Below are 15,206 nucleotides of genomic sequence, written 5' to 3' on the forward strand. Positions count from 1 at the left end.
ATCCCCTTCCAGCTTCAGCTTGTCCAGGGCGGGCAGGGCGCGGCTGTAGGCGACGCCACCACCGGGAACAATACCTTCTTCAACAGCGGCGCGGGTTGCGTTCAGGGCGTCCTCGACGCGGGCCTTCTTTTCCTTCATCTCGGTCTCGGTGGCCGCGCCGACCTTGATCACCGCGACGCCGCCAACCAGCTTGGCCAGCCGTTCCTGCAGCTTCTCGCGGTCGTAGTCAGACGTGGTCTCCTCGACCTGAGCGCGGATCTGCTTGACGCGTCCCTGGATCTTGGACGACTCGCCACCGCCCTCGACAATGGTCGTGTTGTCCTTGTCGATCGTGACCTTCTTCGCCTTGCCCATGTCCTCGAGCTTCACGTTCTCGAGCTTGATGCCGAGATCCTCGGTGACAGCCTTGCCGCCGGTGAGGATCGCGATGTCCTCGAGCATGGCCTTGCGGCGATCGCCGAAGCCGGGCGCCTTGACCGCGGCCACGTGCAGGGTGCCGCGCAGCTTGTTGACCACCAGCGTGGCAAGCGCCTCACCCTCGATGTCCTCGGCGATGATGAGCAGCGGATGGCCCAGCCGCGCCACCTGTTCCAGGATCGGCAGCAGGTCCTTCATCGAGCTGATCTTTTTCTCGTGGATGAGAATCATCGGATTCTCGAGCACGACTTCCATGCGCTCCGGATCGGTCACGAAATAGGGCGACAGGTACCCGCGGTCGAACTGCATGCCTTCGACGACCTCGAGCGAGGTTTCGAGCGTCTTCGCCTCTTCGACGGTGATGACGCCGTCTTTGCCGACCTTCTCCATGGCCTCGGCGATGATCTTGCCGATGGTCTCGTCGTTGTTCGCCGAAATGGTCCCGACCTGCGCGATCATGTGGCCCTTGACGGGCTTCGACCGTTTCTTGAGGTCGGCGATGATCGTCTCGACCGCTCGCTCGATGCCCCGCTTGAGGTCCATCGGGTTCGCGCCGGCCGCCACCATCTTCGCGCCTTCGCGGTAGAACGCCTGCGCGAGCACCGTGGCCGTCGTCGTGCCGTCACCGGCCACATCCGACGTCTTGCTCGCGACCTCGCGCACCATCTGCGCACCCATGTTCTCGAGCGGATCAGGCAGCTCGATTTCCTTCGCCACCGTCACGCCGTCCTTGGTAATGAGCGGCGATCCGAACTTCTTGTCGAGCACGACGTTACGACCCTTGGGACCAAGCGTCACCTTGACGGCATCCGCCAGCTTGTTCACGCCGCGCAGGATGGCCTGGCGCGACTGTTCTCCGTACTGAATCTGTTTCGCCATTCTAAAACTCCTTAGTGCTTCGACTCGCCGTTGCGGCGAGGGGCGAAGCGACCCGGTTGATAATGCTCGCTCAGCCGTCGCCTACTCAATCACCCCGAGAACCTCATCCTCACGCATGATGAGGAACTCCTCGCCATCCAGCTTGATTTCCTGTCCCGAGTACTTGCCGAACAGGATCCGGTCGCCGTCCTTGACGTCGAGAGGCGTCCGCTTGCCCTTGTCGTCGATCTTGCCGGCGCCGACGGCAATCACTTTGCCCTGCTGGGGCTTTTCCTTGGCGCTGTCGGGAATGATGATTCCGCCGACAACCTGTTCGCCTTCCTCGATGCGCTTGACGATGATGCGGTCGTGAAGTGGCTTGACCTTCATAATGTTTCAACTCCTCCTGCGAGAATGATCCATGTCCTGCGCGCAGGTCCTCTGCGCGCTGGCACTCAGACTCATGGACTGCTAATTATCGCTGGAACCCCGGGACCTGTCAAATCAGCAGGATTGGCACTCACATTTATTGAGTGCTAGACGGGACAGGGATGAAGGTGGGTGTTCATCATTCCGGCGACTTGTCCCGCCGTATCCTTGACGCGGAGGTCGCGGCGAAGGCGGAATGCCGGAATCCCCGACTTCGCTCCTTGAGCTACGGTCGAGGTCTCGCCGTAGCGCTTCGCGCGGAGGCGGACAGCCGTGCACCTCTCTGGATGCCGGCTTCCGCCGGCATGACGATCTCGATATGAGATCCGGCTTCCGCCGGGGTAACGGGGATTTGCTTCATCCGGCAAGATGACGCACAGAGAAACTGCTACTCCAGTTCCCGCCCCGAGAGCCGCTGGTAGGCTTCGACGTACTTCGCGCGCGTGTTCGAGACGACGTCGGCCGGGAGGGCTGGCGCCGGCGGCTGTTTGTTCCAGCCGATCGCCTCGAGGTAGTCCCGGACGAACTGCTTGTCGTAGCTTGGCTGGGGGCCCCCGGGCCGGTACGCGTTCAACGGCCAGAACCGGGACGAATCGGGCGTCAGGACCTCGTCAATCAGAATCAGGTGTTCGCGGCCGTCGGGAGTGTTGATCGTGCCAAATTCGAACTTCGTATCCGCGATCAGGATCCCGCATGTCTCGGCGTGCTGCGCGCCGCGGCTGTAGACCCGCAGCGACAGATCGCGCACTTGCGTGAAATGCTCGCGACCGATCAGCGCGATCGTCTCCGCTTCTGTGATGTTGATGTCGTGCCCGCTGTCCGCCTTCGTCGACGGCGTGAACATCGGGGCCGGCAGCCGGCTGGATGCCAGCAGGCCCTTGGGCAGGGAAATGCCGCACACGGCCCCCGTCTTTTCGTATTCCTTCAAGCCCGACCCCGAGAGATACCCGCGGACCACACACTCAATCGGCAGAGGCCTGGTGCGCCTCACCAGCATCGATCGCCCGCGCAGTACGTCGGCGTGGCGGCGCGCCGGCTCAGGGAACCGCAGCGGGTCCGTCGTGATGACGTGATTGGGGACGATATCGGTCATCAGGTTGAACCAGAAGGCCGAGAGCTGGTTGAGGACCTTGCCTTTGTCGGGGATGCCAGACCCGAGGACATAGTCAAACGCCGAAATTCGATCCGTGACCACAATCAGGAGGTCATCACCCAGTTCATACAGGTCCCGCACCTTGCCGCGGCGAAATGGGGTCAGGCCTTCGAGCGCGGACTCAATCATGACGGTGGACATCGGTGGACCTCGCCGGACTGGCAAACCGCAGAGCTAATTACTCCCGGAGTAATTGACTCCCCGCTAATTACTCCGGGAGCGATTGAGTTGTCGCTAATTACTCCGGGAGTGACTAACCACGCGTCATGTTACCGGCGTCTTCCGCCGGGCGCAAGAGAGGCGTAACTTACTGCGGACCAGAGGCTTGCCGCCGTGCTTGTAGTAGAATGCGGGGCGGATGCGCGCCCATCTCCGTACCGTGTTCGTTGTAGGGCTGGCCCTGGCTCTGCTGGTGTGGTTTCTTCGACACGCTAACCTGTCTTCGGTGTGGGGCGAAGTCCAGCACGGGCGGGTCGACTTGCTCCTGCTCGCGCTGCTGGCCACCGGATCGACCTACGTCCTGCGTGCGTTCCGATGGCAGTATCTGCTCCTCCCGCTCGGCCGGCCGCACTTTGCCGAGTGCCTGAAGACCACCGTGATTGGATTTGCCGCGTCGACGCTGTTGCCGGCGCGAGCCGGGGAAGTGATCCGCCCCTATCTGCTTGCCAAGCACGAGGGCTTCAGCCCGACGGCGACGTTCGCCTCGATCGTGATCGAGCGGATGCTCGACATGGTGGCCGTCTTGTTCCTGTTCGCGACGTTCGTCGTCTTCTTCTCGTCCGGATTGCGTCCGACCGCCCCCGCGGTCTACTCGACTCTGAAGGTGGGTGGCCTGGCTGCGTTCGCGGCGACGTTGGTGGGCTTGGTGGTCATGATGGTGGTCGCGGGGCACCCGGATCGTCTCGAACGGTGGGCGCTCAAGATCGAACGGATCCTGCCGGCGCGCCTGGCCCGAGCGGTGGCGGGTTTTGTCCGGGCCTTCGTCGAGGGCCTGGCGGTCGTCCGTCAACCGGGCCGGATGGCCGTGGCTCTGGTGCTGTCGTTTCCGCTGTGGCTGTCGATCGCGCTTGGCATCTGGGCAACCAGCCGGGCGTTCCACATCGAGATGTCGTACCCAGGCGCGTTTCTCATGATGACCATTCTCGTCGTTGGTGTGGCGGTGCCGACACCGGGAGCGGTCGGCGGCTTCCACGAGGCGTTTCGCATTGGCGCGACCGCTTTTTTTGCGACGCCCAACGATCGCGCGGTCGGGGCGGCCATCGTGCTGCACGCGATGTCGTTTGTGCCGGTGACGATTGCCGGCGCGATCCTGATGGCGCGGGAGGGCCTCAGCCTGAGCGGGGCCAGCGGCATCGCCGCCGAGCGTGCCGCCGAGGAGGTCCCGTGAAGTGCGCGTACTGCGGCCACATGGGTGACAAGGTCGTGGATTCGCGCGAGAGCCGCGAAGGCGACGTGATCCGCCGCCGCCGCGAGTGCCTGGAGTGCGGGCGCCGGTTTACCAGCTACGAGCGCGTCGACGAAGTGCCGTACATGGTGATCAAGAAGGATGGGCGGCGCGAGCGGTTCGAGCGTCAGAAGCTGATTGCCGGCCTGCTCAAAGCGTGCGAGAAGCGACCGGTCACGGTGTCGGCGCTCGAGGCGATTGCCGACCGCGTCGAGGCCACGCTGCAGGACCGCCCGGAAAAGGAAATCTCGACCGACGAAATCGGGACGTTGCTGATGCTGGAACTCAAGCAGCTCGACAAGGTCGCCTACGTCCGATTCGCCTCGGTCTACCGCGACTTCCGCGACATCGGTGAGTTCATGGCCGAACTCAAGGATCTGGTCAGCGCCAAGGAATGACACCCGTACGGCTGCTTGCCTTCGTGCTGGCTCTGCTCGTGCTGGAGCCGGCTGATGCCCCGCGCAGCAGCGAGGTGTCGGTCGTCGCACGCGACGGCCGCGTCTACGTATCGTGCACTTTTGCGGCCGGCACCCTGGACGAACTCGGCGAGGCCATTCATGCCGGACTCACGACCTCGATTACGTATGACGTCGATCTTCGGCGTCCGCTCTGGTGGTTCAGTCGGACGCTGGCCTCCGCCACGGTGGTCGCCTCGGTGCAGCACGACACGCTTACGGGCCGCTACCAGCTGACCCGCACCATCGATGGCCGCAACGAGGACACGCTGGTCACCGACGATCAGAACGCGGTCAAAAAGTTCATGACCGCGTTCGCCAGACTGCCGCTGTTCAGCAGCGCGGAGCTCGAGGCCAACGTGGAGTACGTGGTTCGCCTCCGGGTCCGCACACGACCCCGTGTGACGTGGTTCGTCTGGCCGTGGGAAACGAGCACCGCAACCGGAACCGCGCGGTTCACGTACATTCCTTGACCCCTGAGGAGCCGAGAGACTGCATGGCCGAGGCCCGCCGGTCTCACACGTCGCTTCGCCTGACGGTGCCGCCGGTGCCGCCGCCGGCGCAGCCTGGACGGCGGCGCCCGATGCGTGATAACCCGTGGCTGGTGCTGCTGGGCATCGCAGGCCTGATCGCGCTGCTGGCCGGCACGATGACGCTGGCCAACCGGTCGAGTCGCCTCGCCCCGGACTTCCTCAGCGAATTCGTCCTCTATGCGCTGTCCGTGGTGGACCTCACCATGCTGGTGGCGCTCGGGTTCGTGCTCGCCCGCAGCGTGATCAAGCTGCTGGTCGAACGCCGCCGCGCGCTGCCGTTCGCCAGATTCCGCGCGAAGCTGGTCACCGTCCTGCTGGCGATGACGCTCGTTCCGGCCGTGCTCGTGCTGCTGGTGGGCAGCGAACTCATCCGGAACAACGTGGACCGCTGGTTCACGGCGCAGATGGACGAGACGCTCTCGTCGGCGCAGCGGATCGCCAGCGACTACTACCATGAACGCCAGCGACAGGTGAGCGATGAGGCCGCCCGCGTCGCCCGCTCTCTGGCCACTCTTGATCTTGCCCAGCCCGACGTGCGGCCGGTGCGCGATGTGGTGGCCCCGGTGGTCAACGAGCAGCGCGCGGGCCTGATCGAGGTCTATCGGCTGCCGCGTGCGACCGAGCCAGCTGGCACGGTGGTGGCGGTGGTCGACGTCGCCTCGCCCACGATGCCGATTGGAGCGACGCGGGTGTCGTCGGACCGGCTGGCGGTGCGCGCCACATCGGACCCGCCCGACGTGTGGCTGCGTGAGCCGCTCGAGAGCGGAGGTGAACTGATCCGCGCCGCCTCGCCCGTGCGCAAGCCAGACGGCACGATCTCCGGCGTGGTCGTTGCCAGCGTTCACTTGACCGGCGACATGGCGGTCCGGGCGCGCCGGATGACCAAGGCGTACGAGTCCTACAGCCAGTTGCGCGTGCTCAAGCAGCCTCTGACCGGCGTGTACCTCTCGTTCTTTCTTCTGGTCACTTTGATGATTCTGGTCGGGGCGACGTGGATGGGACTCTACCTGGCCAAGCGGATCACGCGGCCCGTCCAGGCCCTCGCCGCGGCGGCCCGAGAGATCGGCGCGGGTCATTTCGAACACCACGTGGAGCGGGAGACCGCCGACGAGTTCGGCTCGCTGGTCGACGCGTTCAACAGCATGGCCGACGAACTGGCCATCAACCGGCGCCGGCTGGAGCGCTCCACGGTCGATCTCCAGCAGAAGCACACGGAGGTCGAGGAACGGCGGTGCTTTACGGAAGCCATCCTCGAACGGGTGGCCACCGGCGTGGTGACCGTCGACGAGACCGGATTCATCACGACCATCAATCCGGCGGCGTGTCGACTGCTGGGCCTAGGGGCCTCGGTGGTCGGTCAGGCGGCCGCCGTCGCGTTCAACGATCCCGACCTGCAGCCGCTCGCCGTGTTCGCGCAGCCCCGTGGCGTCGGTGTCAAGGACCCTCCAGCCCAGGAACTCTCGCTGACGCGCGACGGCAGGGAGACGGTGCTCGCCGTCGCCTCCACCCGGTTGCACGGTGACGACAGCGGATCGGATGGCCGCGTTCTGGTGGTGGACGACATCACGCCGCTCATCCGCGCTCAGAAGGTGGCGGCGTGGCGGGAAGTGGCGCGCCGACTCGCGCACGAGATCAAGAACCCGCTGACGCCGATCCAACTCTGCGCGCAGCGTCTGCAGCGGCAATTTTCCACCGCGCCCGATCACGTCAAGGCCCTCGTCGACGAGTGCACCACCACGATCGTCGGCGAAGTCGAGTCGCTCAAGGCTCTGGTCGACGAGTTCTCGCAATTTGCGCGGATGCCGGCTCCACGTCGGGAGTCCACCGACGTGCACGACTTGCTGCGCCGCATTCTGATCCTCTATGACGGGTTGTTCGAGCACGTGCGCCTCGACACGCTGTTCGCCGTCGATCTGCCGCGCGTCAGGCTTGACCCGGACCAGATTCGTCGGGTGATCATCAACCTGATCGACAATGCCATCGAGGCGATCAATCAGCAGGGGCACGTCGTCATCGAAACGCATCACGATCCGGGGACCCACCTCGTGCGAATCGTGCTGGCCGACGATGGTCCGGGCATCGCGCCGGCGGATCGGGAGAAGCTGTTCATGCCGTACTACTCGACCAAGAAGCGGGGCAGCGGGCTCGGGCTTGCCATCGTGCGTCGCATCGTCGCCGAGCACGGGGGCACCATTGAGGTGGGGGAGAATCAGCCTCGGGGCACGCGCTTCACCATCGAGTTGCCGTGTGAACCCGAAGGCGTGATCGGGACGGGAGCCGCATGAAGGCTCGCCTGCTGGTCGTCGACGACGAACCGGGCGTCCGCACCGCGCTCACCGGCGTGCTGCGGGACGAGGGCTACGACGTGGAGACCGTGGACAGCGGCGAAGGCTGTCTGGACCGGCTGCTTCGGGCCAGCTTCGACGTCATCCTGCTGGATATCTGGTTGCCGGGGATCGACGGGCTGACGACACTTGAACGCCTCCGGGACCGGCAGGTCGATGCCGCCGTCGTCATGATCTCCGGGCATGGCAACATCGAGTCGGCCGTCCGCGCGATCAAGATGGGGGCGTTCGATTTCATCGAGAAGCCGCTCTCGCTCGAGAAGACCGTGCTCGTTGTGGCCAACGCGCTCAGACAGCGGCACCTCGAGACCGAGAACCGCGCGCTCCGCGCCAGGGTCGACGAAGAGCTGGCCATGGTCGGCGAGAGCTACGCGATGACGCAACTGCGCGAGCAGGTGGCGATGGCGGCGCCGACCAACGGGCGCGTGCTCATCTTCGGCGACAACGGCACGGGCAAGGAGTTGGTGGCGCGGTCGATTCACGGGTTGAGCCGTCGCCGCGGCGGTCCGTTCGTCGAAGTGAACTGTGCCGCGATCCCGGAAGAACTGATCGAGTCGGAGCTGTTCGGCCACATGCGGGGATCGTTTACCGGCGCGGTCGCGGACCGGCGCGGCAAGTTCGAAACCGCCGACGGCGGCACGATCTTCCTCGACGAGATCGCCGACATGAGCGTGAAGATCCAGGCCAAGGTGCTCCGCGTGCTGCAGGAACAGGTGATCGAACCAGTCGGCAGCACCACCCGGATCAAGGTGGACACCCGCGTGCTGGCGGCCACCAACAAGGACCTGCTCGCCGAGATCAAGAACGGCCGCTTCCGCGAGGATCTCTACTTCCGGCTCCACGTCATCCCCATCTTCGTGCCGCCGCTCCGGGATCGGCGCGAGGACATCCCGCTGCTGGCTACCCACTTCACGCGTTTGTTTGCACGCGAGTACGGGCGGCGCCCCAAGACGCTCGATGAAGGCGCGCTGACGGTGCTGGCGCACTACGCCTGGCCCGGCAATATCCGCGAACTCCGGAACGTGGTCGAGCGGCTGATGATCATGGTGCCGGGCGAGGTCATCACGGCCGAGCACCTCACGTTTCTCGGCCCGACGTCTGCGGGTTCCCCTGGCGACGCCGCCGCGCCGCTGCGGGCGCTCCACGAAGCGCGGGACGAGTTCGAGCGCGACTACATCCTGAAGACGCTGGCGTCGCAGCAGGGAAACATCTCGCGCACCGCCGACGTGCTCCGCGTCGAACGCAGCAATCTCTACCGCAAGATGCGCGGACTCGGGATCGCGCCAGCCAGGCTGGGTGATCGCGATGGAGAGGGCGCGTAAGGGCTCCGCCCGGAATGGACGGGCGGAGGCGGGAATCGGAGCATCCCGCTTGTCGTATAATCACGACACCGATGTTCGTGCACCCATGACCGATCCGCGATCCACATCAACCGCGCTCCCCGGTGGCCCTGACGCCATCGCTGATCGCGATGCCCGGATCGACGAGTTGCTGCTCGCCGGCCTCGATCACTATTTCGCCGGGCGATATCAGGACGCCATCAACGTCTGGGAACGAGTGCTGTTTCTCGATCGGAGTCACGCGAGGGCCCGGGCGTATATCGAGCGTGCCCGCGGCGCGATCGCCGAGCGCCAGCGAAAATCGGAACAGCTCGTGCAGGAAGGCGTGGAAGCGCTCAGCCGAGGCGACGAGGGCGTCGCCCGGGAGTTGCTCAGTTCGGCGGTCGATCACGGTGACGCACACGAGACAGCGCAGGCGTACCTCGACCGGATCGAGCGTCTCTCGGCCGAGCGGGCCGCGCAGGTGCGTGAATCGCGCACGAAACGCCTGCGGGCCTCGGGCACGGCGGCCTCTGCCACAGAGTTGCTGACCGTATCGCGGCGCCCGGTGAGGGCTCTGCCAATCATCGGGCTGGCTCTGGCGGCGGCGGCGATCATCCTGTTTGCCACCTCGAAGGACCCGCTCAAGCCTTTTCTGGATCTGGAGCTCTCCCGTCCTGCCGGCCTGAGCCCAGTGGCCCGGCCGCCAGAACCGCTGCCGGTGCCGCGGGCGGCCGAACTGGCCCTTTCACGGGCCCGATCGATGTTCGGGTCCGGTCAGTTGAAGGCCGCGCTGGCAGAACTCGATCTGATTGCGGACGCCGATCCGCTCTCGGGTGAGGCCGACCGCCTGCGTGCCACGGTCCAACGGGTGTTGCTCGGACTGCCGCAGTCGCCTGGCCAGGGAACAGACGCCGCGGTGACCGCGGAACCGCCAGGGTCCACGAGCGAGCGCCGGGAATGAAGTGTCCCAAGTGCGGCTACATCGGATTCGACAGCGGTGAGCGCTGCAGGAACTGTGGCTACGAATTTTCCCTGATCAACCAGGACACGGTGGCGTCGGCTGTGCCGGATGCCCACCTGACGCGAGGAGCGCGGTTCCGAAAGACACCAGAGGGCACTCCGCCTGCTTCGGGCGTCGATCGCCGGCTGGCGTCGCTTCCCGAAGGCACGCCGATGGATTTGCCGCTCTTTGGCGAGGGTTTCCTTCCCCCTCCTCGCGCGCCGCTCGCCGTGAGGCGATCCACACCCACGCCGTCCCGCGTGCGCGTGCGAACCGAAGGCCGCAGGCCCGTTCCACTGGAATTGGATCTTGAAGCGCCCGCGCCCGCGTCCCAGGCACAGACCCGAGATGTGTCCCCGGCGCCAGACTCGGTCACCACTGGAGGGGCCGACGCCGTCGCCCCTCTCGCGTCGCCGCGGCGACGCCTCGCGGCCGCGGCCATTGACGCGTCGCTGGTGGGCGTCATCGACGCCGTGGTGCTGTCATTCACGCTCCGGTTGTGCGGATTGACGCCGTCGGAACTCGCCGTGCTGCCGCTGGTGCCACTCCTGGCGTTCTTCGCCCTGCTCAACGGCGGCTATCTCGTCCTGTTTACCGGGACACTCGGTCAGACTCCCGGGAAGATGGCGGTCGACATTCGCGTCGTTCCCGTCAGACGGGAGGCCATGGATCTGCAGCGGGCGGTCTGGCGCACCATCGCGATGCTGCTCTCAATTGGCCCCGCCGGTCTCGGATTCCTGCCGGCCGTGTTCGGCGATTTTCGCACCCTGCACGATCGGCTCGCGGGGACGCGCGTGATTCAGCACACGGCTTCGTCGTGACGCGGCTGACCTGATCGCATGAAGCCACACACCCTTGGTTCCCGCATCGCCCTGACTGTGGCCACGTTCGGATATGCCGGGTACGCGCCGATCGCGCCGGGTACGGCCGGGTCAGCCGCAGCGTTGTTCCTGATCGTACCGCTGCGGCTGCTCGGATTCCCCTGGCTCGACCTCGCGGTCGCCTTCAGTCTGTTTGCGATCGGCGTGTGGAGTGCGACGCTCGTCGAGCGCCACCTGGGCGTCGAGGATCCCGGTCTGGTCGTGATCGACGAAGTGCTCGGCACGCTCGTCAGCCTGCTGTGGCTGCCGATGTCCTGGCCGGTGGTGCTGGCCGCGTTTCTGGTGTTCCGGGTGTTCGACATCATCAAGCCGTGGCCTGCCGGCCGGTTCGAGCATCTTGGAGGCGGCCTCGGCATCATGGCCGACGATGCGATGGCCGGAGTGTACGCAAACCTGGTCGTGCAGGTCCTCGTCTGGTGGCTTCCCCAGTGGATGCGATGACACGAGCCGCGCGTACGACGGATCGCCGATGGGCGGAGATCATTGCCGTCGGATCCGAATTGCTGGTGCCCCCGCGCCTCGATACGAACTCCCTCTTCATCACCGAACGTCTCAACCAGCTGGGCATCGAGGTGCGCGCCAAGACGGTGGTCGGTGACCGGATCGACGACGTGGCCGCTGCGCTGCGCGGGGCTCTGGATCGGGTCGGCCTCGTCGTGATGTGCGGCGGACTCGGGCCGACAGACGACGACCTGACGCGCGATGCGGCAGCCCGACTGCTGGACATGACGCTGGTCGAAGACGAGGCGGTGCTCGATCGTATCCGCCAGCGCTTCGCGGCGCGCGGCGCGCGCATGCCTGAGATCAATCAACGGCAGGCCCTCGTGCCCGTCGGGGCAGAGGTGCTGCCCAATGCGAACGGGACGGCCCCGGGACTCTGGATCGAACGCGATGGACGAATCCTGATTCTGCTGCCGGGACCTCCCGCTGAGCTCGAGCCGATGTTCGCGCGGGTGGCCGAGGAGCGGCTCGCGCCGCGGACCGGCGGCTGGAAGCTGTGCCGGAAGGTTCTGAAGATGTGCGGCCGCACCGAGTCGGAGGTCGAGGAACTGGTCTTCCCGACATACTCCCGCTGGGCGAGCGAGGCGCTGCCCATCGAGACCACGGTGCTGACCGCGCAGGCGCAAATCGAACTGCACCTGTCGGTGCGCGCCGCCACGGAAGCCATCGGCCGCGAGAGGCTCGACGAGGCCGCCGGGCAGATCGCGGCGATCGCGGGTGCCGATGTCTTCAGCGCCGATAACAGGACGCTCGAACAGGTGGTCGGCGAGGCGCTGCGCCAGAGGGGCTGGCGGATCGCGGTAGCAGAATCCTGTACGGGAGGACTGATCTCCTCGCGACTGACCGACGTGCCCGGCAGCTCAGACTATGTGCTCGTGAACGCCGTGTGCTACAACAACGACGCGAAGACCTCGTGGCTCGGGGTGCCGGCAGCCCTGATTCAGGCGCACGGCGCGGTCAGCGAAGAAGTGGCCCTGGCTATGGCGGATGGCATCGGCGAGAGGGCCCGTGTCGAGGTCGGCGTCGGCGTCACCGGGATTGCCGGTCCGACCGGAGGCAGCGATCGCAAACCGGTGGGGACGGTAGTGATCGCAGTCGTGACGCCGGATGCCCGCATCGTGCGGGCGTTCCGGTTCCCAGGGGACAGGATGCGCGTGAAGCAATTCGCCGCCCAGATGGCGCTCGATCTGATCCGCCGGGTGTTGATCGGCGCCGACAGCGTCGCGGGCTTCGTCGTCACGCCCGGTCTCCAATCACTCCCGGAGTGATCACGTCGACATCATCACTCCCGGAGTGATTAACTCTCAAGATGCAGATGCCGGAGACCGTCCTGTTCGTCGCGCTTGCCTACCTGATCGGGTCGGTGCCGTTCGCGTTCCTGTTTGCGAAGCGCAAAGGCTATCGTGATCTCCGGCTCGTCGGCAGCGGCAACGTCGGAGCGACCAACGCGTTCCGCGTCGCTGGGTCGGGGGCAGGTCTGCTGACGGTGCTGTTCGACATCGCGAAGGGGGCGACCGCCGTCGTGGCGGCGCAGCGCCTCGGTGCTGGCCAGAGCCTCTCGGCCGTTGCGGGCGTGGCGGCCGTTGCCGGTCATATCTATCCGGTGTGGCTGGGCTTTCGCGGCGGAAAAGGCGTCGCAGCCACATGCGGGGCGTTTGCCGTGCTCGCTCCCGTGGCGACCGCGCTGGCGGCGGCAGTGTTTGGCATCGTCGCGGGCCTCACCCGGACGATCTCTCTGGGATCGATGACCGCCGCGGTCTGTCTCGGGCCTGTCGCGTACGCCGTTGGCGCGCCGGTCCAGGTGGTGCGCGCGGCCTTCTTTGCAGGGTGCCTTGTGCTGTTCAATCACCGTAGCAATCTCAGCCGGCTGGTCGGCGGCGTCGAACGTCAGGCCGAAGGGCAGGACGCGAAGTCGGGAGACCGATCATGACGGATGTCGCCATTCTCGGAGCGGGAAGTTGGGGCACTGCGCTTGCGGTCCATCTGGCACGGATCGGGCACCAGGTTCGCCTGTGGTCGATTGAGCCTGATGTCGTGGAGGCGGTGACAGTCCGACGCTCGAACGCGGTGTATCTGCCCGACATCTCGTTGCCCCCGGGTATCGACGCCACGCTTTCGCTTGCGGAGGCGGTTCACGGGGTCGGCGTCGTCGTGGCCGCCGTGCCGTCACACGCGCTGCGTGCCGTCCTGGTCGACGCGAAGGGCCTGCTCAGGCCCGACGCCGTGATCGTCAGCGTAGTGAAAGGCCTCGAAATCGGCACGCTGCTTCGCATGTCCCAGGTGGTCGAGCAGGAGCTGCCGGTCGGCCACCCGGTTGTCGTGCTCTCGGGACCCAGCTTCGCCCTCGAGGTCGCGCGCGAGTTGCCCACGGCAGTGTCGGTGGCGAGTGCGGACATGCAGGCGGCGGAGCGTGTGCAGCGGGAGTTCCGAGGGAAGTTCTTCCGGATCTACACGACGCCGGATGTTCCAGGCGTCGAGATCGGCGGGGCCCTCAAGAACGTCATCGCGATTGCCGCCGGAGTGGTCGAGGGCCAGGGTCTTGGTCACAATGCCAGCGCCGCGCTGATGACACGCGGTCTGGCGGAGATCTCTCGTCTGGCGATTGCTCAGGGGGGGCGGCGTGAGACGCTGGCTGGATTGTCCGGGCTGGGCGATCTGGTCCTGACGTGCATGGGCTCCTACAGCCGCAATCGGCACGTCGGGATGGAACTGGCGAAGGGGCGTCGCCTCGCCGAAATCCTGGCGGGCATGAAGATGGTGGCCGAAGGCGTGAAGACCACCGAAGCGGCTCTGGCGCTTGGCGCTCGCTGCGGCGTCGAGCTGCCGATCACTGCGCAGATGGCCGAACTGCTGGCCGGGCGCACGACGCCGGACCACGCGGTCGCCGGTCTGATGCTCCGTCCGCAGCGAATCGAGGTCGAAACCGAATGATAGAATGCGCGGATGGGATTTCTCAGCCGCGTCCGTGACGGCCTGCGCCGCACGGCGCAACAGCTTCTCGGACGTTTCGACGAAATCGCCACCCGGGCAGATGCTCCCGAGCGACGCTTTGCGCCGGTGGATGCCGAGACAGCCGAAGCGCTCGAGGAGGTCCTGATCGGGGCCGATGTCGGCGCGGCCGCGGCCGCGCGGATCGTCGGCGCCGTCACCGCCCGCGCTCGACACGGCGAATCACTCCAGACCCTGGTCAAGAACGAACTGCTTGCCATTCTTTCCGGCGCCGATGCCGCTGCCGCCAGATCCGGGACGCCGACGGTCATCCTGATGGTGGGCGTGAACGGTACGGGCAAGACGACGACGGTCGCCAAACTGGCCAGCCTGTACAAGACGCAAGGCGCCGATCCTCTGGTGTGCGCAGCCGATACGTTTCGCGCGGCGGCGGTCGAGCAGCTGGAAATCTGGGCGGCCCGCGCCGGCGTCGATGTCGTGCGGGCCAGGGAGGGGGCGGACCCGGCCTCGGTCGTGTTCGACGCGCTCGCGGCCGGCAAGGCGAGGCACCGGAATCCGATCATTGTCGATACGGCCGGGAGGCTCCACACCAGGGCCAACCTCATGCAGGAGTTGGAAAAGATCCGTCGTATTGCTGCGCGCGAGGTCGAGGGAGCCCCCCACGAGGTGCTGCTCGTCCTCGACGCGACGGTGGGCCAGAACGGGCTCGTACAGGCCCGCGAGTTCATGGCCGCCGCCGGCGTCAGCGGCATCGTGCTGGCCAAGCTCGACGGAACGGCGCGAGGCGGCGTCGCGGTCGGCATCGCGCACGACCTGAAGCTGCCCATTCGGTACATTGGCGTCGGCGAAGGCATCGGCGACCTGGTGCCGTTTTCGGCACGGGAGTACGTCGACGCGTTGTTCAGCGAGAGTTGGTAGC

General features: G+C 66.2%; 15 protein-coding genes. 12 read left to right on the forward strand and 3 right to left on the reverse strand.

Going from position 1 to position 15,206, the window contains the following annotated elements; all coding sequences use genetic code 11:
• The 3 genes from groL to NTV05_04775 all read right to left on the reverse strand — a co-directional run.
• On the reverse strand, nt 1-1,296 hold a 1,296-nt coding region (gene groL, locus NTV05_04765), incomplete at its 3' end, for a chaperonin GroEL (GenBank protein ID MCX6543708.1).
• Nucleotides 1,297-1,377: 81 nt separating this feature from the next.
• Nucleotides 1,378-1,665, reverse strand: coding sequence for a co-chaperone GroES (groES, locus tag NTV05_04770; protein MCX6543709.1), 288 nt, complete (start codon nt 1,663-1,665; stop codon nt 1,378-1,380).
• Nucleotides 1,666-2,092: 427 nt separating this feature from the next.
• Nucleotides 2,093-2,998 carry a phosphoribosylaminoimidazolesuccinocarboxamide synthase gene (locus NTV05_04775; GenBank protein MCX6543710.1) on the reverse strand — a complete coding sequence of 302 codons (906 nt, stop codon included), beginning with the start codon at nt 2,996-2,998 and terminating at the stop codon, nt 2,093-2,095.
• A gap of 217 nt (nt 2,999-3,215) precedes the next feature.
• On the opposite strand from NTV05_04775, the gene NTV05_04780 reads away from it, so the two are divergent.
• From NTV05_04780 to ftsY, 12 genes are all read left to right on the forward strand, one after another.
• Complete coding sequence (locus NTV05_04780) at nt 3,216-4,244, forward strand: lysylphosphatidylglycerol synthase transmembrane domain-containing protein (protein MCX6543711.1); 1,029 nt, start codon at nt 3,216-3,218, stop codon at nt 4,242-4,244.
• On the forward strand, nt 4,241-4,699 hold the full coding sequence (gene nrdR, locus NTV05_04785; GenBank protein ID MCX6543712.1) for a transcriptional regulator NrdR: 459 nt from the start codon (nt 4,241-4,243) through the stop codon (nt 4,697-4,699). Before NTV05_04780 ends, nrdR begins: the two co-directional genes overlap by 4 nt.
• A complete protein-coding gene (locus tag NTV05_04790; protein MCX6543713.1) occupies nt 4,696-5,229 on the forward strand; it encodes a DUF4390 domain-containing protein in 534 nt (177 codons plus the stop codon). Before nrdR ends, NTV05_04790 begins: the two co-directional genes overlap by 4 nt.
• A gap of 23 nt (nt 5,230-5,252) precedes the next feature.
• Complete coding sequence (locus NTV05_04795) at nt 5,253-7,574, forward strand: ATP-binding protein (protein MCX6543714.1); 2,322 nt, start codon at nt 5,253-5,255, stop codon at nt 7,572-7,574.
• Nucleotides 7,571-8,956 (forward strand): sigma-54 dependent transcriptional regulator, encoded by a 1,386-nt coding sequence (locus tag NTV05_04800; GenBank protein ID MCX6543715.1) that lies wholly within the window; start codon nt 7,571-7,573, stop codon nt 8,954-8,956. The genes NTV05_04795 and NTV05_04800 overlap by 4 nt, the downstream gene beginning before the upstream one ends.
• A gap of 85 nt (nt 8,957-9,041) precedes the next feature.
• The gene (locus NTV05_04805) at nt 9,042-9,917 is read left to right on the forward strand and encodes a hypothetical protein (protein MCX6543716.1); all 876 of its coding nucleotides are present in this window, start codon (nt 9,042-9,044) and stop codon (nt 9,915-9,917) included.
• The gene (locus tag NTV05_04810; GenBank protein ID MCX6543717.1) at nt 9,914-10,777 is read left to right on the forward strand and encodes an RDD family protein; all 864 of its coding nucleotides are present in this window, start codon (nt 9,914-9,916) and stop codon (nt 10,775-10,777) included. The genes NTV05_04805 and NTV05_04810 overlap by 4 nt, the downstream gene beginning before the upstream one ends.
• 18 nt (nt 10,778-10,795) lie before the next feature.
• Complete coding sequence (locus tag NTV05_04815) at nt 10,796-11,278, forward strand: phosphatidylglycerophosphatase A (GenBank protein MCX6543718.1); 483 nt, start codon at nt 10,796-10,798, stop codon at nt 11,276-11,278.
• A complete protein-coding gene (locus NTV05_04820; protein MCX6543719.1) occupies nt 11,275-12,606 on the forward strand; it encodes a competence/damage-inducible protein A in 1,332 nt (443 codons plus the stop codon). Before NTV05_04815 ends, NTV05_04820 begins: the two co-directional genes overlap by 4 nt.
• A 47-nt stretch (nt 12,607-12,653) precedes the next feature.
• Nucleotides 12,654-13,268: a glycerol-3-phosphate 1-O-acyltransferase PlsY gene (gene plsY, locus NTV05_04825; GenBank protein MCX6543720.1), complete on the forward strand. Its 615-nt coding sequence runs from the start codon at nt 12,654-12,656 to the stop codon at nt 13,266-13,268.
• Nucleotides 13,265-14,269: an NAD(P)-dependent glycerol-3-phosphate dehydrogenase gene (locus tag NTV05_04830; protein ID MCX6543721.1), complete on the forward strand. Its 1,005-nt coding sequence runs from the start codon at nt 13,265-13,267 to the stop codon at nt 14,267-14,269. The genes plsY and NTV05_04830 overlap by 4 nt, the downstream gene beginning before the upstream one ends.
• Before the next feature lie 12 nt (nt 14,270-14,281).
• Nucleotides 14,282-15,205: a signal recognition particle-docking protein FtsY gene (ftsY, locus tag NTV05_04835; protein ID MCX6543722.1), complete on the forward strand. Its 924-nt coding sequence runs from the start codon at nt 14,282-14,284 to the stop codon at nt 15,203-15,205.
• Nucleotide 15,206 lies beyond the last annotated feature (1 nt).

The sequence above is a fragment of the Acidobacteriota bacterium genome, from assembly GCA_026393755.1.
Lineage (GTDB): Bacteria > Acidobacteriota > Vicinamibacteria > Vicinamibacterales > JAKQTR01 > JBAXOX01.